The 20102-nt window shown below is 44.6% G+C and carries 19 protein-coding genes and 2 tRNA genes; 10 read left to right on the plus strand and 11 right to left on the minus strand.

Annotation, left to right across the window (positions count from 1 at the left end):
• Window positions 1-116: 116 nt before the first annotated feature.
• The 6 genes from R7F07_RS14225 to lolB form a co-directional block, all read right to left on the minus strand.
• Window positions 117-193: transfer RNA gene (locus R7F07_RS14225), tRNA-Met, on the minus strand.
• A gap of 284 nt (window positions 194-477) precedes the next feature.
• Window positions 478-1569: a redox-regulated ATPase YchF gene (gene ychF / locus R7F07_RS14230; RefSeq protein WP_005393178.1), complete on the minus strand. Its 1092-nt coding sequence runs from the start codon at window positions 1567-1569 to the stop codon at window positions 478-480.
• Window positions 1570-1579: 10 nt separating this feature from the next.
• Complete coding sequence (gene pth / locus R7F07_RS14235) at window positions 1580-2170, minus strand: aminoacyl-tRNA hydrolase (RefSeq protein ID WP_005384112.1); 591 nt, start codon at window positions 2168-2170, stop codon at window positions 1580-1582.
• Between the two features lie 150 nt (window positions 2171-2320).
• Complete coding sequence (locus tag R7F07_RS14240; protein ID WP_005393176.1) at window positions 2321-3265, minus strand: ribose-phosphate pyrophosphokinase; 945 nt, start codon at window positions 3263-3265, stop codon at window positions 2321-2323.
• 27 nt (window positions 3266-3292) lie between these two features.
• The gene (gene ispE, locus R7F07_RS14245; RefSeq protein ID WP_005384108.1) at window positions 3293-4165 is read right to left on the minus strand and encodes a 4-(cytidine 5'-diphospho)-2-C-methyl-D-erythritol kinase; all 873 of its coding nucleotides are present in this window, start codon (window positions 4163-4165) and stop codon (window positions 3293-3295) included.
• Window positions 4162-4800: a lipoprotein insertase outer membrane protein LolB gene (gene lolB / locus R7F07_RS14250; RefSeq protein WP_085570134.1), complete on the minus strand. Its 639-nt coding sequence runs from the start codon at window positions 4798-4800 to the stop codon at window positions 4162-4164. The genes ispE and lolB overlap by 4 nt, the downstream gene beginning before the upstream one ends.
• A 134-nt stretch (window positions 4801-4934) precedes the next feature.
• Between lolB and hemA the strand changes: the two genes are divergently transcribed.
• From hemA to ybaK, 8 genes are all read left to right on the plus strand, one after another.
• Window positions 4935-6191, plus strand: coding sequence for a glutamyl-tRNA reductase (gene hemA / locus R7F07_RS14255; protein ID WP_171343381.1), 1257 nt, complete (start codon window positions 4935-4937; stop codon window positions 6189-6191).
• 29 nt (window positions 6192-6220) lie between these two features.
• Window positions 6221-7309, plus strand: coding sequence for a peptide chain release factor 1 (gene prfA / locus R7F07_RS14260; protein ID WP_005382222.1), 1089 nt, complete (start codon window positions 6221-6223; stop codon window positions 7307-7309).
• 3 nt (window positions 7310-7312) lie between these two features.
• The gene (gene prmC / locus R7F07_RS14265) at window positions 7313-8167 is read left to right on the plus strand and encodes a peptide chain release factor N(5)-glutamine methyltransferase (protein WP_064353686.1); all 855 of its coding nucleotides are present in this window, start codon (window positions 7313-7315) and stop codon (window positions 8165-8167) included.
• Between the two features lie 40 nt (window positions 8168-8207).
• Window positions 8208-8591, plus strand: a complete 384-nt coding sequence (locus R7F07_RS14270) for a SirB2 family protein (RefSeq protein WP_005382225.1) — start codon at window positions 8208-8210, stop codon at window positions 8589-8591.
• A 5-nt stretch (window positions 8592-8596) separates the two neighbouring features.
• On the plus strand, window positions 8597-9406 hold the full coding sequence (locus R7F07_RS14275; RefSeq protein WP_005384098.1) for a SirB1 family protein: 810 nt from the start codon (window positions 8597-8599) through the stop codon (window positions 9404-9406).
• 53 nt (window positions 9407-9459) lie between these two features.
• Entirely contained in the window at window positions 9460-10311 is an 852-nt protein-coding gene (gene kdsA / locus R7F07_RS14280; RefSeq protein ID WP_005384095.1) for a 3-deoxy-8-phosphooctulonate synthase, read from the plus strand.
• Window positions 10312-10531: 220 nt separating this feature from the next.
• The gene (ushA, locus tag R7F07_RS14285; protein WP_136976130.1) at window positions 10532-12214 is read left to right on the plus strand and encodes a bifunctional UDP-sugar hydrolase/5'-nucleotidase UshA; all 1683 of its coding nucleotides are present in this window, start codon (window positions 10532-10534) and stop codon (window positions 12212-12214) included.
• Between the two features lie 102 nt (window positions 12215-12316).
• A complete protein-coding gene (gene ybaK / locus R7F07_RS14290; protein ID WP_064377051.1) occupies window positions 12317-12790 on the plus strand; it encodes a Cys-tRNA(Pro) deacylase in 474 nt (157 codons plus the stop codon).
• Between the two features lie 64 nt (window positions 12791-12854).
• On the opposite strand, the gene rluF is transcribed toward ybaK, so the two are convergent.
• From rluF to R7F07_RS14305, 3 genes are all read right to left on the minus strand, one after another.
• On the minus strand, window positions 12855-14012 hold the full coding sequence (rluF, locus tag R7F07_RS14295) for a 23S rRNA pseudouridine(2604) synthase RluF (protein ID WP_064377052.1): 1158 nt from the start codon (window positions 14010-14012) through the stop codon (window positions 12855-12857).
• 94 nt (window positions 14013-14106) lie between these two features.
• On the minus strand, window positions 14107-14688 hold the full coding sequence (gene smrA, locus R7F07_RS14300) for a DNA endonuclease SmrA (RefSeq protein ID WP_005382233.1): 582 nt from the start codon (window positions 14686-14688) through the stop codon (window positions 14107-14109).
• A gap of 132 nt (window positions 14689-14820) precedes the next feature.
• Window positions 14821-14961, minus strand: a complete 141-nt coding sequence (locus R7F07_RS14305; protein ID WP_005382236.1) for a DUF3149 domain-containing protein — start codon at window positions 14959-14961, stop codon at window positions 14821-14823.
• 259 nt (window positions 14962-15220) lie between these two features.
• Here R7F07_RS14305 and R7F07_RS14310 point away from each other — a divergent pair.
• Window positions 15221-15297: transfer RNA gene (locus tag R7F07_RS14310), tRNA-Pro, on the plus strand.
• A 183-nt stretch (window positions 15298-15480) separates the two neighbouring features.
• Here R7F07_RS14310 and R7F07_RS14315 read toward each other — a convergent pair.
• Both R7F07_RS14315 and R7F07_RS14320 read right to left on the minus strand, forming a co-directional pair.
• The gene (locus tag R7F07_RS14315; protein WP_372059874.1) at window positions 15481-15864 is read right to left on the minus strand and encodes a hypothetical protein; all 384 of its coding nucleotides are present in this window, start codon (window positions 15862-15864) and stop codon (window positions 15481-15483) included.
• Between the two features lie 151 nt (window positions 15865-16015).
• The gene (locus R7F07_RS14320; protein ID WP_005382001.1) at window positions 16016-16888 is read right to left on the minus strand and encodes a TraB/GumN family protein; all 873 of its coding nucleotides are present in this window, start codon (window positions 16886-16888) and stop codon (window positions 16016-16018) included.
• 494 nt (window positions 16889-17382) lie between these two features.
• Here R7F07_RS14320 and R7F07_RS14325 point away from each other — a divergent pair, with 494 nt between their 5' ends.
• Window positions 17383-20034 carry a beta-N-acetylhexosaminidase gene (locus tag R7F07_RS14325; protein ID WP_136976126.1) on the plus strand — a complete coding sequence of 884 codons (2652 nt, stop codon included), beginning with the start codon at window positions 17383-17385 and terminating at the stop codon, window positions 20032-20034.
• The last annotated feature ends 68 nt before the right edge of the window (window positions 20035-20102 follow it).

Genomic DNA, 20102 nt, shown 5'->3' on the forward strand with positions numbered 1-20102 from the left:
AGGAGAGACTTGAACTCTCACACCTTGCGGCGCCAGAACCTAAATCTGGTGCGTCTACCAATTCCGCCACTTCCGCATCTATTCCTAACTGCTCTGATAAAAAGAACATTTAGGAATGGTGGCTACGACGGGATTCGAACCTGTGACCCCATCATTATGAGTGATGTGCTCTAACCAGCTGAGCTACGTAGCCAAAACCATATTTTTTGTTCTCAACGCTTTGTTGCCTTGTCGTTGGGAACGGCGCGCATTATGCGAAGTTGAGTGAGATCCGTCAACAGTTTTTTTTAATAAATTTCGGAAAAAACCTCGTTCGCTTCCTTTTTAAACAAAGAGGCGTGTTTATGATCTAAAACTGGAAATAAATTAGCTTGCAGTTGCGTAATTTATTTTTGTTCATTTACTTAAGGTATTAAAAAAGCCAGCTTAACAGCTGGCTTTTAGTGTAAATGAAGTGTTTAGAATTCATTCATTTAATTAAACATTGAAGCGGAAGTGTACAACATCACCATCTTTTACGATGTAGTCTTTACCTTCTAGACGCCATTTACCTGCGTCTTTTGCGCCATTTTCACCATTGAATTGGATGAAATCGTCGTAACCGACTACTTCTGCACGAATAAAGCCTTTCTCGAAGTCAGTGTGGATCTTACCTGCCGCCTGAGGCGCAGTTGCACCAACAGGGATTGTCCAAGCACGTACTTCTTTAACACCTGCTGTGAAGTAGGTGTGTAGAGTCAGTAGTTCGTAACCAGAGCGAATTACACGGTTCAGACCCGGCTCTTCGATCCCCATATCTGCTAGGAATTCTTCGCGATCTTCATCTTCTAGTTCAGATAGTTCAGATTCGATAGCTGCACATACAGGTACAACGACATTGTTTTCTTTTTCTGCGAACTCACGAACCGCATCTAGATATGGATTATTTTCGAAGCCATCTTCGTTTACGTTTGCAATGTACATAGTTGGCTTCAGTGTTAGGAAGTTTAGATAGCCGATTGCTGCTAACTCTTCTTTAGATAGCTCAACTGTGCGTGCCATGCCGCCTTCAGTTAGTACTGGTAACAGTTTTTCTAGTACGGTTAGTTCAAATTTTGCGTCTTTATCGCCGCCTTTTGCCTTCTTCGCGTTACGTTGAATCGCTCGCTCACAAGAATCTAGGTCAGCCATTGCAAGTTCAAGGTTGATCACTTCGATATCTTCAATGGGTGAAACTTTACCTGAAACATGAACAATGTTTTCGTTTTCAAAACAACGTACAACGTGGCCAATCGCGTCTGTTTCACGGATGTTAGCTAGGAATTTGTTACCTAAACCTTCACCACGTGATGCACCAGCAACAAGACCAGCGATGTCCACGAACTCCATCGTCGTTGGAAGAACTCTCTGTGGGTTAACGATCTTAGCTAGTGCGTCTAGACGTAGATCTGGCACAGGAACCACACCAGTGTTTGGTTCAATGGTACAGAACGGGAAGTTTGCTGCTTCGATACCCGCTTTAGTTAGTGCGTTGAACAGAGTTGATTTACCTACGTTAGGTAGACCAACGATGCCACATTTAAAACCCATGATAGTAACCTTATTCAGCTTTGAACGTGTGGAGGCGATTTTGTGCTTTAGATAGGCCATCCTTAATCAGGATATCTAGACAACGAACAGCCTCATCAGCTGCTGCATCTAAAAGCTCTTGCTCTTTAGCTGGCGCTTTACCTAATACAAAACCCGCCACTTTATCTTTGTGTCCCGGATGACCAATGCCAATACGAAGACGATAAAAATCTTTGTTATTGCCCAGTTTGCTAATGGTGTCACGCAGACCGTTGTGTCCACCGTGACCCCCACCTTTTTTAAACTTAGCGACACCTGGCGGTAAGTCTAGCTCGTCATGAGCAACCATGATCTCTTCAGGTTTAATTTGATAAAATTTCGCAAGCGCTGCGATCGATTTACCTGATAGATTCATGAAGGTGGTTGGGATAAGCAAACGGAGATCCTGGCCATTGACCATAATGCGTCCTGTTAGACCAAAAAACTTTGGTTCGTTCTTCAGTGTAACGTTGTGAACGCGTGCTAATTCTTCTACAACCCAAGCGCCCGCATTGTGACGAGTTCTGGCGTATTCTGGTCCTGGATTAGCAAGACCAACAAGAAGTTTGATTTGTTGACTCAAGGTTAGGATCTCTCTGGAATCTCAAAAAGCGCAGTATGATAGCACAGAAAACTCGCGGTGGGCGACCAAGGGATTTTCTAGTTATCAGTACAAATAAAAAACACCCCAAAGAGGGGTGCTTTTGAAATCAGTGTAACTGAAATGTTCGTATTAGTTGAACATTGCAGAGATTGACTCTTCGTTGCTGATACGACGAATCGCTTCAGCCAGCATGCGAGATAGGCTTAGTGTTGTCACTTTACCTGTTGCAGCCATCTCTTTAGACAGAGAGATAGAGTCAGTTACGATAACTTGGTCAAGAACTGAGTTCTTGATGTTATCCGCAGCGTTGCCTGAGAATACTGCGTGAGTAGCGTAAGCGAATACACGCTTAGCACCGCGCTCTTTTAGTGCTTCAGCTGCTTTACATAGTGTGCCACCTGTGTCGATCATGTCATCAACGATCACACAGTCACGACCTTCAACATCACCGATTAGGTTCATTACTTCAGAAACGTTTGCACGTGGACGACGCTTATCTACGATTGCGATGTCGATGTCGCCTAGTGCTTTTGCTGTTGCACGAGCACGAACAACGCCACCTAGGTCAGGAGATACCACTACAGGGTTATCTAGACCGCGAGCCTGCATATCTTCAAGTAGCACTGGCGTGCCGAAGATGTTGTCTACAGGTACATCGAAGAAGCCTTGAATTTGCTCTGCGTGTAGGTCGATAGTTAGAACGCGGTCAACACCAACGTTAGATAGGAAATCAGCAACAACTTTTGCAGTAATTGGCACACGCGCAGAACGTACACGACGGTCTTGGCGAGCGTAGCCGAAGTAAGGGATAACTGCAGTGATACGGCCTGCTGAAGCACGGCGCATTGCATCAATCATAACAACCAATTCCATTAGGTTGTCGTTAGTCGGTGCACAAGTGGATTGAATGATGAAAACATCGCTACCACGAACATTCTCATTGATTTGAACTGCAACTTCGCCATCAGAAAAGCGAGAAACAGATGCATCACCAAGAGAGATGTAAAGACGATCAGCAATACGTTGGGCTAGTTCAGGTGTTGCGTTACCAGCAAATAGCTTCATATCAGGCACGGTGGAAACCTCGGGTTTGCGTCCAGTTTAAATAGGTCGGTGTGAGGCTGATTGGTATTCAGCCAAAGTCTCTTTTAATGGCGAAATATTGCGCCCTTGAGCGACAAATGCCGAGACTTTATCAGAGAGTTGTGCAAGGATAGTTTCTGCTTCAGATTTGCTCGAAAATTCAGCAAAAACGCAAGATCCTGTCCCCGTCAATCTTGACGGCGCGTATTGTAGCAGCCAAGAAAGTTGCTTATCAACCTCTGGGTAGAGCATTCGTACAATTTTTTCGCAATCGTTTACGCTTGGCGTATTTAAAAGTGTTTCTAGATCTCGTTTTGGGGTGTTTCGCGTTAGATCTGGATGACAAAAAACGTCGACGGTTGCGATAGATACATTCGGTCTGACGACTAAATACCACTTTTCTTCGGGATAAGCAGGAGAGAGTTTTTCACCAACACCTTCAGCAAAAGCTGCAAATCCGCGCACAAATACGGGCACGTCTGCGCCTAGTTTTAAACCTATTTCAGCCAGTTCGTCGTCAGTTAGATTCAGTTGCCATAAGTAATTCAGTGCCACTAATGCTGTAGCTGCATTCGATGAGCCCCCACCAATGCCTCCACCCATAGGCAGCACTTTCTGTAGCTCAATATGCGCGCCAAAAGGGCAGTTTGAGTAAGCTTGAAGCGCGGTTGCTGCTTTCCAAATTAAATTGTCTTGAAGAGGCACACCTTCTATCTCTGGAGAAATCGTAATATCACCAGAATGGTTCGCTTGAATGGTGAGCTCATCGCCGTGATCGACGAATTGGAATAAGGTTTGTAACTCGTGGTAGCCATTCTCTGTACGGCCGTTGATATATAGAAAGAGATTCAATTTCGCTGGTGATGGCCAGCGTGTTGAAAGTTCAATCATTGGGTGATGTTCCATTTTGTGATCACTAGATTTATTTTGACATCAGCTGTGGTGAGTTTCAGCTTATTTGGCAGAGGGAGAGACTGTTCATGCCATTGAACGTCGCCATATCTTTGATAAGCGATACTCCAATCATTTAAACCAATCTGTTTGTTTAACGCTTGCAGTGTATTGGTTGGAGACAGTTGGAATTTGTCGGCATCGGTAGGTAGACCTAATAGCCAGTCAGGCATGTGCTCGACGGGCATCATTAACCCTGTAAGACGGTAAATCAGCTGGTTAGCACTGCGAGAAGAAAGGACCTGATCATCGTAAGTTTCTACTGTGGCGCCTTGTGGGGTGATGGTGAGCTTTAATGCCGTTTGTCCGAGAATCGTTGTTAAACGCAACTGGCTTAGTGCTGAAGAATGTTTCCAGTAGAAGTTTAAATTTTGTCTTTGGTCTGGGCCAATATAACCAAGTTTCCCCGTTGCTTGAAAATCTTGGATGGTTTCGAGTCGCTGCTCATGAGCTTGCCATTCAACGCTGGTAACACTTTCAGGAACGGACGAACAACCAGCGAGCAGTAAGCTCGACAAGAAAAAAAGAATAAAGGAGCGTAACGTCATGTTTGATGGCTTATTAATCAGTTTCATCGGGAATCGCTCACAACTATAGCATTGAAAAGTCGCACTTAGGAAAACAAATCCGGCTTACCCTTTCAATAAATGCGTGCTTACAGTAAAATTCTGGACCTATTTTATAACCTATCCCAGAGATACCACGTTAGATGTCCTTGCTTGCTATTGGAATTAATCACAATACAGCGTCTGTCGACTTGCGAGAGAAGGTGGCGTTTGGTCCGGATAAACTCGGCCTTGCACTCGAGCAACTTAGAGAGCACGAAGCAGTTAACGGCAGTGTGATTGTTTCAACCTGTAACCGAACTGAGTTGTACTGCGATGTTAAGCAAGGAGCGCGAAACAAGTTGATCGATTGGCTTGCTCAATTTCATCAAGTGAGCCGCGAAGATTTAATGCCGAGTTTGTATGTTCATGAAGAACAAGCTGCAATAAAGCATTTGATGCGCGTATCGTGCGGTCTTGACTCTCTGGTGTTGGGTGAGCCTCAAATTTTAGGGCAGGTAAAGCAAGCATTTTCTGACTCGCGAGATCATCAAGCCGTCGATGCCTCGATTGATAAACTGTTTCAAAAGACGTTCTCAGTCGCCAAACGGGTGAGAACAGAGACAGATATAGGTGGTAATGCCGTGTCCGTGGCTTATGCGGCATGTACACTGGCAAAACATATTTTTGAGTCGTTATCAGATTCAACCGTGCTTTTAGTTGGTGCGGGCGAGACGATTGAATTGGTCGCGAAGCATTTAGCGTCCAACGGTTGCACAAAAATGATTGTCGCGAACCGCACTAAAGAGCGCGCGCAAGGCTTAGCGGACCAATTTGGCGCAGAAGTGATCAGTTTGAACGAAATTCCTGAACATTTGGCGAAAGCGGACATTGTGATTAGCTCAACGGCGAGCCCATTGCCTATTATTGGCAAAGGTATGGTCGAAACGGCTCTAAAGCAGCGCCGACATCAACCTATCTTGTTAGTCGATATTGCGGTGCCGCGAGATGTAGAGTCGGAAGTCGGTGAACTGAACGACGCATATCTGTATTCTGTTGATGACTTGCAATCTATCATCGACAGCAACATTGAGCAGCGTAAAGTCGAAGCGATTCAAGCTGAAGCGATTGTTAGTGAAGAAAGCGCTGCGTTTATGACATGGTTGCGTTCACTGCAAGCCGTCGATAGTATTCGCGACTATCGCAAATCAGCCAACGAAATTCGTGAAGAGTTACTGAGCAAAAGTTTGCAATCTTTAGCGGCAGGCGCAGATCCGGAGAAAGTGCTGCGCGAGCTGAGTAATAAACTCACCAACAAACTGATTCACGCTCCAACTCGCGCATTGCAAAGTGCAGCAGAGCAAGGCGAACCAGCAAAATTAACGATTATCCGCCAAACACTTGGCTTGGATGATCTATAACTCACGCTTTTTATTAAGAAAACGACACTATGAAAGCCTCTATTCTGACTAAGCTAGAAACGCTAGTAGAACGTTACGAAGAAGTTCAACATCTTCTTGGTGATCCTGATGTAATTGGAAATCAGGACAAATTCCGTGCTCTATCAAGAGAGTACTCTCAGCTAGAAGAAGTAACCAAGTGCTTCCAAGCTTATCAACAAGCACAAGAAGATCTTGTCGCCGCTGAAGAGATGGCAAACGAAGACGACGAAGAAATGCGTGAAATGGCGCAAGAAGAAATCAAAGAAGCGAAAGCGACGATTGAGCGTCTTACTGATGAGTTACAGATTCTTCTTCTGCCAAAAGATCCGAACGATGATCGTAACTGTTTCCTAGAAATTCGTGCAGGTGCGGGTGGCGACGAAGCGGGTATCTTCGCGGGTGATCTATTCCGTATGTACAGCAAGTACGCAGAAAAGCGTGGTTGGCGTATCGAAGTGATGTCTTCTAACGAAGCAGAACACGGCGGTTACAAAGAGATGATCGCGAAAGTAAGCGGCGACGGTGCATACGGCGTGTTGAAGTTTGAGTCAGGCGGTCACCGTGTACAGCGTGTTCCAGCAACAGAGTCTCAAGGTCGTGTGCATACTTCTGCTTGTACAGTAGCAGTAATGGCGGAAATCCCTGAAGCGGATCTGCCAGAAATCAAAGCAGCAGACCTGAAAATCGATACGTTCCGTGCATCTGGCGCGGGTGGTCAGCACGTTAACACCACGGATTCTGCAATCCGTATTACCCACTTACCAACGGGTACGGTAGTAGAGTGTCAGGATGAGCGTTCACAGCACAAGAACAAAGCGAAAGCAATGGCGGTTCTTGCTGCTCGTATCGTTCAAGCGGAAGAAGAGCGTCGTGCCGCAGAAGTGTCTGATACACGTCGTAACCTTCTAGGTTCTGGTGACCGTAGTGACCGTATTCGTACCTACAACTACCCACAAGGTCGTGTGTCTGATCACCGTATCAACCTGACCATCTATCGTTTGAACGAAGTGATGGAAGGTGACCTGCAGAGCTTGATTGATCCTGTGATTCAAGAGCACCAAGCAGACCAACTTGCGGCGCTCGCAGAGAACGGCTAATCGATGAGCCAAGTTCAATCGATTGAGCAAGCACTGAAAAGTGCGACGGCGAAACTGGCAGAAGGCGGCAAAGAGTCGCCTTCTCTCGATGCAGCTGTACTCCTTTGCCATGTCCTTGGCAAACCACGAACTTACCTGCTGACCTGGCCAGAAAAAGCATTAGAAGCAGAGCAACAAGCAAAATTCGACGCTCTACTTGAACGACGTTTAACTGGTGAACCCGTCGCTTATATTATTGGTGAGCGAGAGTTTTGGTCTTTACCGTTCAAAGTTTCTCCCTCTACCTTGATCCCAAGACCGGATACAGAACGTTTGGTCGAGGTTGCACTCGATAAGACCTACGAGCAAACTGGGCCTATTTTAGATCTTGGAACGGGGACGGGGGCAATTGCTATCGCACTCGCATCTGAAATGCCAAAACGTCAAGTGATGGGCGTAGATCTCAAACAAGAAGCGAAAACACTTGCAGAGTACAATGCTGAGCAGCTAAACATCAAAAATGTGACCTTTGCTCAAGGCAGTTGGTTTGAGCCTATTACAGAAGGTACGAAGTTTGCTTTAATTGTCTCCAATCCGCCGTATATTGATGAAAAAGATCCACATTTATCCCAAGGTGATGTGCGCTTTGAGCCAAAATCTGCATTAGTTGCTAAAGAGAATGGCTTAGCTGATATTCGTCATATCTCGGATCTTGCTCGTCAGTATCTTGAAGTGGGCGGTTGGCTGGCATTTGAACATGGTTATGATCAAGGTGAGGCGGTGCGTGAGATAATGCGTGGCTTTGGTTACCAACAGGTCGCTACGGAAAAAGATTATGGCGGTAACGATCGAGTAACGCTTGGTTGTCTGGCCAGTTAATCATGGAAGTCAGCAAACACTAACTAAAAAGAGAAGAAAAATGTACGTAGCTCTAAAACACATACACTTAGTGACGATCGCTCTCAGCGCGACGCTACTATCGATCCGATTCGTGTTAATGATGATGAACTCACCGAAGCGAAATAATCGCTTTTTGAAAGTGTTTCCCCACATCGTTGATACTGCATTGCTAGTGTCAGGTATCGCGCTTATTTTCATTACGGGTTTCATCCCGTTTACCGATGCCGCACCGTGGTTAACAAACAAAATCACCTGCGTACTGGCGTACATTGCGCTTGGATTCTTCTCATTGAAACTTGCGAAAAACAACCTACTGAAGATATTTGGCTTTTTCGGCGCATTAGGTTGGTTGGTCATGGCTGCAAACATTGCTGTGTCTAAGAGCCCTACGTTATTTGGATAGACGTCATGTTAGAGTTTTTTGACGAAGATTTTGACAATATACCGTTGGTGGAGGGTGCGCTTGAGCTAAACAAAGCGATTAACCCAGAAACCAAAGTACATTGGGCGAAACAAGAGTTAGAGCGTCTTTACAAAGATGCAGAAGCCACGCTTGTTCATGAAACCGATGAAGAGCAACGATTTGATGCATTCCTACGACTGTTTTTCCACGAGTGGGGGTTTAAAGGCGACGAGCAGGAATACTTTATTTCGGACAACAGCTTCATCGATAAAGTGTTGGAGCGCAGAAAAGGTATTCCTGTGAGCTTAGGTTCGATTTTGTTATACCTAGGCAAAAAGCTGGGGTTCCCGTTGAAGGGAGTTACTTTCCCTACTCAGTTCCTGTTAAAAGTCGACTGGATGCATAAGAAGCCAGACTACATCAACCCATTTAATGGTGAGTATGTAGGTGAAAGGATTCTTCAAGCTTGGCTTATTGGCCAAGAAGGACCGCTAGCTCAGCTAAAGCCTGAACATTTTGAGGAAGCTGACAACCCAACAATTATTGGTCGCTGGTTGGCGTTGATTAAAAGTGCGATGTTGCGTGAAGAGCATTATACGCTGGCATTACGTTGTACAAATCTTGCTCTAACATTTGTGCCAGATGACCCATACGAAATTCGTGACCGTGGTTTTATTTTCCAACAGCTAGAGTGCCCTCAAGTAGCGGTATCAGATTTTCAGTACTTTATTGACCAATGCCCTGACGATCCGGCTTCCGAGCTACTAAAATCACAAGTTAATGTGATGAGTGAAACGCACGTCACACTTCACTAATTTTATCGATGTGCCGAACGGTGGCGTATCGTGGACAGAAAAAGAGAATCAAAATGGAACAGAAAATCGTTAATATCGGCGACATTCAGGTTGCTAACGACAAGCCATTCACCCTATTTGCAGGTATGAACGTTCTTGAGTCTCGTGATCTTGCGATGCAGATCTGTGAGCACTACGTAAAAGTAACGGAAAAACTTGGTATTCCTTACGTATTTAAGGCGTCGTTTGACAAAGCAAACCGCAGTTCTGTTCATTCATACCGTGGTCCAGGTCTGGAAGAAGGTATGAAAATCTTTCAGGAGCTGAAAGACACTTTTGGTGTAAAGATCATCACGGACGTTCACACTGAAGCGCAAGCTCAACCTGTCGCTGACGTGGTAGACGTTATTCAGCTTCCTGCATTCCTAGCTCGTCAAACTGACCTTGTTGAAGCTATGGCTAAAACAGGTGCGGTTATCAACGTGAAGAAACCTCAATTTATGAGCCCTGGTCAAGTGGGTAACATCGTTGAGAAGTTCGCAGAATGCGGTAACGACAAGATCATCCTATGTGAGCGCGGTTCTTGCCACGGTTACGATAACCTAGTTGTAGATATGCTTGGTTTTGGTGTGATGAAAAATGCTTCAAAAGGTAGCCCAATCATCTTTGACGTAACGCACTCACTACAAATGCGTGACCCATCAGGCGCAGCATCTGGCGGCCGTCGTGAGCAGACAGTTGAGCTTGCAAAAGCGGGTCTAGCGACAGGCATCGCAGGTCTATTTATCGAAGCGCACCCAAACCCAGACCAAGCGCGTTGTGATGGCCCATCTGCACTGCCTCTAGACAAGTTAGAGCCATTCTTAGCACAAATGAAATCGCTTGATGATCTAATCAAGAGCTTTGCAGATATCGATATCAAGTAAACGCCAGATGACTGGTGGTAACAAATACTATAGCCAACCGAGTGTTGGCTATTTTTTTATCTGAAAAACTGTAAATTCTCAAACTTGTTACTGATGAATTTGTTATTGCTAAACAATGCATCATAATTATTAAATCAATGTGTTAGGGTGCACGTGGTTTTCAAATAGATCGAATGCTTAAAATGTGCGTCAGTAATCCCAATAAGAAAAAGGTAAATAAATGAATCAGCGTCTGATGATCAAAACTGTTTTGAGTGCCGCTATCTTGGTCTCGTTAGCTGGGTGTGCTACGCAACCTGCACCAGAATGGAATGCCGATACAACCTATAAATTGACCGTGTTGCACACTAACGATCATCATGGTCGCTTTTGGCAAAATCGATACGGTGAATATGGCATGGCGGCGCGTAAAACGTTAATCGATGATTTGCGCGAAGAAATACAGGCTGAGGGGGGCAGCGTGTTACTGCTTTCTGGTGGTGACATCAACACAGGAGTACCTGAGTCTGATTTACAAGATGCCGAGCCGGATTTCAAAGGCATGAGCAAAATTGGTTACGATGCGATGGCTCTAGGTAATCATGAGTTTGATAATCCATTGGACGTGCTATTCAAGCAGCAAGAGTGGGCAAACTTTCCGATGTTGTCTGCCAATATTTACGATAAAAATACTGGCAAGCGTTTATTCCAACCATACGCGATGTTTAACAAGCAGGGCATTAAAATTGCGGTCATTGGCCTTACAACCGAAGACACAGCGAAACTTGGCAACCCTGAATTCATTGAACAAATTGACTTCCGTGACCCAAAAGAAGAAGCCAAGAAGTTGATTGCAGAACTGAAAGAGACAGAGTATCCAGATCTGATTTTTGCTGTCACGCATATGGGACACTATGAAAATGGTAATAGAGGCATCAATGCTCCTGGCGATGTGGCGTTAGCTCGTTATTTGAATGACGGCGATCTCGACATGATCGTTGGAGGACACTCACAAGAACCTGTGTGCATGGAAGGTCCAAACGTTATCAAAAAGAACTTTAAACCAGGTGATGAATGTCAGCCCGATAAACAAAATGGTACCTTTATTGTTCAGGCACATGAGTGGGGGAAATATGTGGGACGCGCCGATTACGAGTTTCGTAATGGCGAACTCTCGATGGTGAGCTACGATCTAATCCCTGTAAACTTGAAAAAGAAAATTAAAGTTGATGGTCAGTCGCAACGAGTTTTGATCCAAGAAGAGATTGAACAAGACGAAGCGATGCTTGAGTTTCTTCGTCCTTATCAAGAAAAAGGTCAGAGCAAGCTAAACGTGAAGATTGCAGAATCTAACGGTAAGCTTGAGGGTGACCGCAGTGTTGTTCGTTACCAGCAAACAAACTTAGGTCGATTAATTGCAACGGCTCACATGGAACGTGCAAAAGCAGATTTCGCCGTAATGAATTCTGGCGGCGTTCGCGATTCGATTGCAGCAGGTGAGATTACCTACAAAGATGTGCTGACTGTTCAGCCATTTGGCAATATGGTCTCTTACGTTGATATGACGGGCAAAGAAGTATTGGATTACCTAAATGTCGTTGCAACTAAACCTGTCGACTCTGGAGCTTACGCGCAGTTTGCGGGTATTGCGATGAGTATCAATAATGGTGAGGTAACCAATGTGTTCATTGGTAATAAGCAACTTCGCTTAGATGGTAATTACCGCTTTACCGTACCAAGCTATAATGCTGCTGGTGGTGATGGTTACCCTAAAATCGACGATCATCCAGGGTATGTAAATACAGGTTTTACCGATGCTGAGGTTTTGAAGGATTATTTAGAAACACACAGCCCTATTGATGTTAATGAGTATGCCCCTTCAGGTGAAATCACGTATTTAGTTGATACGGCGATTGATCAGTAACCCAACAGAGAAAAAGCGATTGACTCAAACTCGCTGATATCATTAACTAAAAGCGCAGATCCAATTCAATCTGCGCTTTTTGTTTTTATGAGGAGAATCTTGATGACTCCGGCCATTAATCTTGCGAAAAAGAAAAAAATTCCACACACGATTCATCAGTATGAGCATGACCCTAGAGCCGATAGTTATGGCTTGGAGGCTGCTGAAGTACTGGGGCAGGATCCGAAAACAGTATTTAAAACCTTGTTGTTCTGCTTGAACGGGGAGCCAAAGAACCTTGCGGTTGCGATTATCCCTGTTGATCAAAAGCTGAACCTAAAACTGGCGGCGAAAGCAGCGAAGGGCAAAAAGGCCGATATGGCTGATCCGGAAATCGCGCAAAAGACCACAGGTTATGTCGTTGGTGGAATTAGCCCACTAGGGCAGAAGAAAGCCTTACCTACTTTTTTGCACGAAAGCGCAGTAGAGCAAGACACAATCTGTGTGAGTGCTGGTAAACGTGGTTTAGAAATTGAGTTAGCCCCGAGAGATTTGCTGAACTTAACTCGCGGTCAGTTTGCACCTCTTTGTTTGTAAACTCATGACAAATAAAAAGGACGCTCATGAGCGTCCTTTTTTGATCTTGCCTGTCAGTGAAGCGTTACTTCTTCAGACTCAATGTACCACCAGTGCGTTTAGCTGGTTTACTTGGTTTCGCGGCATTTGGGTTCATGTAATGCTGCTTAGGCTTACTCGGTGATTGAGGCTTGTTTGCTGAATGCGTATTGCTCGATGCATCTGGTTTACGGTGTGATTTACCATGCTCGCCTTGCGGTCTGCTGCGTTCACCTTGTGGTTTCGCTTTGTAATGTTCTTTAGCTGGACGTCCGCCTTCATCATCACGCTGACGACGCTTTTGTTGACCTTTTTTCGAGTTTGGTGCATGACGGAATTCATCAGCATTGTTACCGCGGAAAGTTCGTGTCTTCTGGTTACGACGAGCAGTAGAATCTTGGTTTTCTTCACGGCTATCAAACAGCTTCGCGTCGGTCGCTTTACGAATGTTGCGACCTCTAGAGTCTGTTTTTGATGCTTCTTCTGTACCTACAGAGCCTTCACACATTGCTAGGATCTCTGCCACTTCTTCGTCACTTAGGTAACGCCATTTTCCATTCGGAATACCATCAAGAGAGATATTCATGATGCGTACGCGACGCAGCTTGAATACTTCATAGCCCAGCGCTTCACACATGCGACGGATCTGACGGTTAAGTCCTTGAGTGAGCACAATACGGAAAGAGAATTTAGTTTCTTTCGTTACCTTACAAGGTAGGGTGACTGTGTCGAGAATCTTAACGCCACTCGACATCTGTTTGAGAAACTCGCCTGTAATTGGCTTGTCCACGCGTACGACGTACTCTTTTTCGTGGCTGTTGCCTGCGCGAAGGATTTTGTTCACGATGTCGCCATCGTTGGTCAAAAAGATCAGACCATCAGAGGGTTTGTCTAAGCGGCCGATCGGAAAGATACGTTTTTGGTGGCCGATGAAATCAACGATGTTTCCAGGGACGTCTCTCTCAGTTGTACAGGTGATGCCTGTTGGTTTATTGAGAGCGATATAAATCGGCTTCTCTTTTGCTGCCACTGGCTTACCATCCACACAAACATCATCACCAGGTAGCACTTTTGTCCCCATTTCAGGTTTGTTGCCATTAATGGTGACACGGCCTTGCTCAATCAGTCTGTCTGCTTCACGGCGTGAGCAAAACCCCGTTTCACTGATGAATTTATTTAATCGTTTAGCGTTGTCTTGTGACATTTTTGTCTCCTAACGTTTCACAACGGCGAATGAAGCTCCCTTCCTTTAAGGGGAAGGAAGAATAAGGGCGGGCATTCTAGCATTAGGGTGAAATTTAGCCTAACCGTTTTTGGTGACGTTCGCGGGTTTCTAATTTCTTTTCCGCACTTTTTCTAAGTAGGACGTAAACGGCTCCAGTTCCACCGTGAAAGCGTTGCGCACTATGGACGCATTGGACTTCCTTTATTTGTCGTAGCCAACTGCTAACAAAGCTTTTCATCATTGCAGGTGGATTTGAGCGTTCTCCTCGACCATGGACGATAACGACCGTTCTAATGTCCATTGATAGGCATTGCTTTAAAAACGTCACGACTTCATCACGTGCTTCTTTCAATGTTTTACGGTGCAAATCCAAGCGAGCTTGGATTGGATACTTACCAAGGCGAAGTTTGCGGTAAACCCCGTCCTGTACACCATCACGTTTGAACTCAACAAAGTCCTCTGGCTTGAGCATTTCAGCGTGATCAAGTGATAGGTATTCTGGGTCATCTTCCGTTAACCAGATTGCTGCTTCGCGTTTTGCGAGCTGTGCTTCTGTTACTTGGTGTACTTTTTTGTGTTCGGTGGTGTCTTGAGTGATTGGCTTTACATCGCCCATCATCTGTTGAAATAGATCAAAATCGTCGTCGTGAGACATAGCAGTAATCTCATTAAGAACAGGGAAGAATAATAGGATTATATCAATGAGTGGTGCATTGAGATCAAATAAAAAACCGGAGTAGGCAAGTAACCGACTCCGGTGCAAAGCGTTTCTAGAGCTAAGCGAGATCTAGTGAGGAGATTTGTCGTTCATGATCTTGTATATGAAGAAACCGCCGTAAAATAACATCAGACCAATTGCCCCAAAAATTACTATCATTGACGATAGACCCACTGCATTACCAAATAGGAGATCAAGCCAAAAGTCCATACGTTTCCTCCAAGATGTTCCCGACAGGAATAAACTAAATGGCGGTGTCTTGTTGCACACTGATCTGGATCAATTATGTTGCTAAGGTTAATAAACTGTATTTTGTTGTGAGTTATCAGTCACATTTTACGTGCTAGTGTTCAGTTATTCATCAAACGAATTAAGACCTAAGGTTTTTTTGTAAAAAGCACTTGCGCCACAGTTCAGAATCCGTAATATACGCATTCGTTGACGGGGACAATTCCTCAGTTAAACATATCGGTGAATAGCGCAGCTTGGTAGCGCATCTGGTTTGGGACCAGAGGGTCGGGGGTTCGAATCCCTCTTCACCGACCACTTTTAGAAAGCCTGCTCAATGAGCAGGCTTTCGTCGTTTCAGCGGTCGCAAATTTGGCTTTGATAGTTGCGAACCAAATGGGGTTCGCCTGAAGTTAGAATATGGCTCTTCATCGACACATATTGAGAGGAAGGCTCTACAGAAATGTAGGGCCTTTTCATTTTTTAGAGCGAGTAAATTTATTACTTGATGTCACACGAGATAGTATTGATAGGAGTTTCAGAAGTAGTGAAACAGATATAAGCGGTCTTTGGGTGATTTGGCCCAATCTTGACGTAACCCGCTTTTAAATCGTCTTCATCAAACGTTACTGAGTGAGATTTGCTTGTATTTCCATCATAGTAAACCGCTTCAAAGCCTTGGTTCATCATATGTGCAACGCGATTTCGAGTGTGGGCTGTTGAAAACGTGATGTTCGCGCAACGCATCATTGGTTTTTCGGTAATAAGAAATTGACCACTCTCTTTATCTAAAACACCGCCTTTTACTTCCGGAGTTATATCAATAGCTTGAAAAGCTTCTACGTTGCATGGCGGTTTAGCATAAGACAGCGAAGAAGTGAGCATAATTCCAATCGTGTATAGGAATAAATATTTAAATTTCATATGAGTTGTTTTGTATCCACTTAGCTTAACGGCGTTTTATAAAAAAGTTTGAATGAATTTTAAATGGTTGTATTTAAATAATTGTATTTAAATGGCATTTTTCAAACAATCACTAGATATCACAATTTGCTTGGCGCGTCTTACCCAGTGGTTTGATGTTAAATCCCCGATTTTTAAGCAGTTCAATCAGGTTATCTTTACCTACTAAATGCAAGCCACCAACAACAACGGTGTAACGACCCGATTGCTGAGGTAGAACACTGCCAGTGTCGAGTTTTTTAGCCCAATCTCGATTACGCTCGTATAAAAAGGCTTGGTTAAACTCTTCTGTTGTATGATCGGTCAAAGAGGCTTCGACCAACATGCTACCATCACCACTCTTCCAACTCTCTATCAAGCATTGAACCAACTCTTCTCCGCCATCATATTCTTCAATTGATGAGAGAAGTATCTCTTTACCGCCTTCTGATTGACCTGCGATTAAATCGATTTGGAATTGCACGGACTCCAGTGGAATGACCGGGATTTGCTTTTTATCAGCGAGTCCTATTAAGTGCATGTCGACCCCTTTATCAGAGACATACCCCAGTTTGTTGACTAAAGCGAGTTGGATGGTGAATGCCGCCATCCAAGGTGGGGAATTTAGGAGTTGAGTTTCTGGCAAACCTAAATCTTGGGCAATTTCAATTAAGTGGCGACGTTGAGCTCTGTCTAAAACATCTTTAGAAAGAATGGTTGTTTGTGGGTAAACCAAGCCTTCAGAATTCCTGACGTCTGCTTCAATAATCAACCCTGCGCTTTGGCTTAAATGCTGGATGACCGTTCTAGGGAGTGGGTACATCGTTTTATCCCCCACATGTACCGAGCCAATAATCATAAGTTCGGTTTCCCCTTTTTTCGCTAACCAATGCTGTGGCTCTGCATAAGAGGAAAAAGGAGTCAAAGTAACAAGTAGAGATGATATGAGCGTCAAGAGACGAAACATAGAATGGTCCTCAGATAAGATACCTTTAAACTTTATACGCAAAATAGCGTGAGGTTAAGTGCAATTTCTCCAGTGGGGTATTCGACAAAATCGTCATTTCTAAAAATATTGACGAGTTTTGACGACGAATAAATGAGAGTCACTTCACGAAAGGTAAATAGGTAATTCGCTTACTAATGGTTCACAAAATAATTAGGCGTGATCCAAATCTTACAAAATCAGTCGTAACTCATGAATATAAGTGACCTAGATCGCAGCAAACTCGTCAAAACAAGTTGTTCGATTTTGACGTGTATTGTAACTCCATGAAAATTAGGTTTTTATTGTTTTTGCTGAGTGTCATTTTTTGAGCTGGATCACTTCCTATTTCTATTTATTTTACGCTTAGAAATAACAGGTTGTATGTTGAATGTAACGGTTAGGTACCTCGCATTTGAGGGGCCGAGATTTTTATCATTGTCGTTTTGAACCACTGACTTTTTTGGGGAAGTAAGATGTTTAAACCTAGTCTGATTGCTGTTTCTGTTATCACTACATTAGCAGGTTGCTCTGCGCTGCAAAGCTCTGAACAACAAGTTGTAAATTCGTTGGCTAATAATCTTGATATTCAATACCAAGTGTTGACCAACCACGGTGCAAACGAAGGTCTTGCTTGTCAGGACTTAGGGGCTGAGTGGGCGTCTTGTAACAAGGTAAACATGACACTGGTTAACCAAGGTGAAGCGGTTGACTCAAAAGATTGGGCTATTTACTTCCATAGCATTCGTCTGATTCTGGATGTTGAAAACGAACAGTTTAAAATCTCTCGCGTAACGGGTGATCTACACAAACTAGAACCAACAGATAAGTTTGATGGTTTTGCTGCGGGTGAAGAGGTTGTGCTTCCTCTTGTTGCTGAATACTGGCAGCTATTTGAAACTGACTTCATGCCAGGCGCTTTCGTTGCTGCACCAAATGCAGAGCCTAAGATGATCGCTTCTCTTAACACAGAAGACGTTGCATCTTTCGTGACTGGCCTTGAGGGTAACAACCTAAAACGTACGCCAGATGACAACAACGTATTTGCGAGCGCTGTGTCTCGTTTCGAGAAGAACGAAGATCTAGCAAAACAAGACGTATCAACCACGTTACTACCAACGCCAATGTCTGTTGAAGCAGGTAAAGGTACGGTAGATATCGGGGCGGGTATTGCGCTGCCTAAAGACGCATTCGATGCGGCTCAATACGCAGCAATTCAAGGTCGTGCAGAAGTGGTAGGTGTGGATGTTCGTGGTGATCTTCCTGTAAGCATCACTGTTGTTCCTGCACACTTCACCGGTGAATTGGCAAAATCTGGTGCTTACGAAATGAGCATCAAAGGCGACGGTATTGCGATTAAAGCGTTTGACCAAGCAGGTGCTTTCTACGCAGTACAATCTATCTTTGGCCTGGTAGATAGCCAAAATGCTGATTCTCTACCACAACTGTCTATTAAAGATGCGCCGCGTTTTGATTACCGTGGTGTGATGGTGGACGTGGCTCGTAACTTCCACTCTAAAGACGCGATTCTTGCAACGCTTGACCAAATGGCCGCGTACAAGATGAACAAACTACACCTTCACCTAACGGATGATGAAGGCTGGCGTTTAGAAATCCCGGGTCTGCCTGAGCTGACTGAAGTGGGTGCTAACCGTTGTTTCGATTTGGAAGAGAAAAGCTGTTTACTGCCTCAGCTTGGCTCAGGTGCAACGACAGACAACTTTGGTTCTGGCTTCTTCAGCAAAGCAGACTACGTGGACATCTTGAAGTACGCGAAAGCGCGTAACATCGAAGTGATTCCTGAAATCGATATGCCAGCACACGCTCGTGCAGCAGTGGTATCAATGGAAGCACGTTACGACCGTCTAATGGAAGAAGGTAAAGAAGCAGAAGCGAACGAGTACCGCCTGATGGATCCTCAAGATACATCGAACGTAACGACGGTTCAGTTCTACAACAAGCAAAGCTTCATCAACCCATGTATGGAATCTTCAACTCGTTTTGTTGATAAAGTGATTTCAGAAGTAGCAGCAATGCACCAAGAAGCGGGTACGCCGCTAACAACATGGCACTTCGGTGGTGATGAAGCGAAGAACATCAAGTTAGGCGCTGGTCTGCAAGACATCAACGCAGAAGACAAAGTAAGCTGGAAGGGTAACATTGATTTGTCTAAGCAAGACAAGCCATTCGCACAGTCACCACAATGTCAGACGCTAATTGCAGACGGTACGGTAAGCGATTTTGCTCATCTACCAAGCCACTTTGCAGAAGAAGTGTCGAAGATGGTGGCAGAGAAAGGCATTCCAAACTTCCAAGCTTGGCAAGATGGCCTTAAGTACAGTGAAGGTGAGAAAGCGTTCGCAACAGAAAACACGCGTGTTAACTTCTGGGACGTTCTTTACTGGGGTGGCACATCATCAGTGTACGAATGGTCTAAGAAAGGTTACGACGTTATCGTTTCTAACCCAGACTACGTATACATGGACATGCCGTACGAAGTTGACCCGAAAGAACGTGGTTACTACTGGGCGACGCGTGCAACAGATACTCGTAAGATGTTTGGTTTTGCACCAGAGAACATGCCTCAGAACGCAGAAACCTCTGTAGACCGCGATGGTAACGGCTTCACTGGTAAAGGTGAAATCAAAGCGAAACCTTTCTATGGTCTATCAGCACAGCTGTGGTCTGAGACAGTACGTAACGACGAGCAATACGAGTACATGGTATTCCCTCGCGTACTGGCAGCCGCTGAACGTGCATGGCACCGTGCTGATTGGGAAAACGACTACAAAGTGGGTGTTGAATACTCGCAAAACTCTAACCTAGTAAACAAAGCTGCGCTAAACCAAGACTACAACCGCTTTGCGAACGTACTTGGCCAACGCGAACTGGCTAAGCTAGAAAAAGCGGGTATCGACTACCGCCTACCTGTACCAGGCGCGAAAGTTGAAGAGGGTAAACTGGCAATGAACGTTCAGTTCCCGGGTGTGAAGCTTCAATACTCTCTAGACGGCAAGAACTGGCTAACTTACGTAGATAATGCTCGTCCAAATGTGAAAGGTGAAGTGTTTATCCGTTCTGTGTCAGCAAGCGGTGAGAAAGCAAGTCGAGTGACCAGCGTGAAATAACTCGATTCTTGTAAGTTAATTTTTTGGCAAAGCCTCAACATCATGTTGGGGCTTTCTTTATTTTTTGA

Origin of the sequence: Vibrio sp. YT-16 (assembly GCF_033337405.1) — a bacterium.
GTDB classification, from domain to species: domain Bacteria; phylum Pseudomonadota; class Gammaproteobacteria; order Enterobacterales; family Vibrionaceae; genus Vibrio; species Vibrio alginolyticus.

Bases quoted from the DNA above. Each gene is read 5' to 3' on its own strand.
- R7F07_RS14320 (WP_005382001.1), bottom strand. From the start codon at position 16,888: ATGTTTCGTCTCTTGACGCTCATATCATCTCTACTTGTTACTTTGACT.
- R7F07_RS14270 (WP_005382225.1), top strand. From the start codon at position 8,208: ATGTACGTAGCTCTAAAACACATACACTTAGTGACGATCGCTCTCAGC.
- prmC (WP_064353686.1), top strand. From the start codon at position 7,313: ATGAGCCAAGTTCAATCGATTGAGCAAGCACTGAAAAGTGCGACGGCG.
- R7F07_RS14275 (WP_005384098.1), top strand. From the start codon at position 8,597: ATGTTAGAGTTTTTTGACGAAGATTTTGACAATATACCGTTGGTGGAG.
- rluF (WP_064377052.1), bottom strand. From the start codon at position 14,012: ATGTCACAAGACAACGCTAAACGATTAAATAAATTCATCAGTGAAACG.
- R7F07_RS14305 (WP_005382236.1), bottom strand. From the start codon at position 14,961: ATGGACTTTTGGCTTGATCTCCTATTTGGTAATGCAGTGGGTCTATCG.
- ushA (WP_136976130.1), top strand. From the start codon at position 10,532: ATGAATCAGCGTCTGATGATCAAAACTGTTTTGAGTGCCGCTATCTTG.
- ychF (WP_005393178.1), bottom strand. From the start codon at position 1,569: ATGGGTTTTAAATGTGGCATCGTTGGTCTACCTAACGTAGGTAAATCA.
- ispE (WP_005384108.1), bottom strand. From the start codon at position 4,165: ATGATTGAACTTTCAACACGCTGGCCATCACCAGCGAAATTGAATCTC.
- hemA (WP_171343381.1), top strand. From the start codon at position 4,935: ATGTCCTTGCTTGCTATTGGAATTAATCACAATACAGCGTCTGTCGAC.
- R7F07_RS14325 (WP_136976126.1), top strand. From the start codon at position 17,383: ATGTTTAAACCTAGTCTGATTGCTGTTTCTGTTATCACTACATTAGCA.
- lolB (WP_085570134.1), bottom strand. From the start codon at position 4,800: ATGAAACTGATTAATAAGCCATCAAACATGACGTTACGCTCCTTTATT.
- R7F07_RS14315 (WP_372059874.1), bottom strand. From the start codon at position 15,864: ATGCTCACTTCTTCGCTGTCTTATGCTAAACCGCCATGCAACGTAGAA.
- ybaK (WP_064377051.1), top strand. From the start codon at position 12,317: ATGACTCCGGCCATTAATCTTGCGAAAAAGAAAAAAATTCCACACACG.
- smrA (WP_005382233.1), bottom strand. From the start codon at position 14,688: ATGTCTCACGACGACGATTTTGATCTATTTCAACAGATGATGGGCGAT.
- prfA (WP_005382222.1), top strand. From the start codon at position 6,221: ATGAAAGCCTCTATTCTGACTAAGCTAGAAACGCTAGTAGAACGTTAC.
- kdsA (WP_005384095.1), top strand. From the start codon at position 9,460: ATGGAACAGAAAATCGTTAATATCGGCGACATTCAGGTTGCTAACGAC.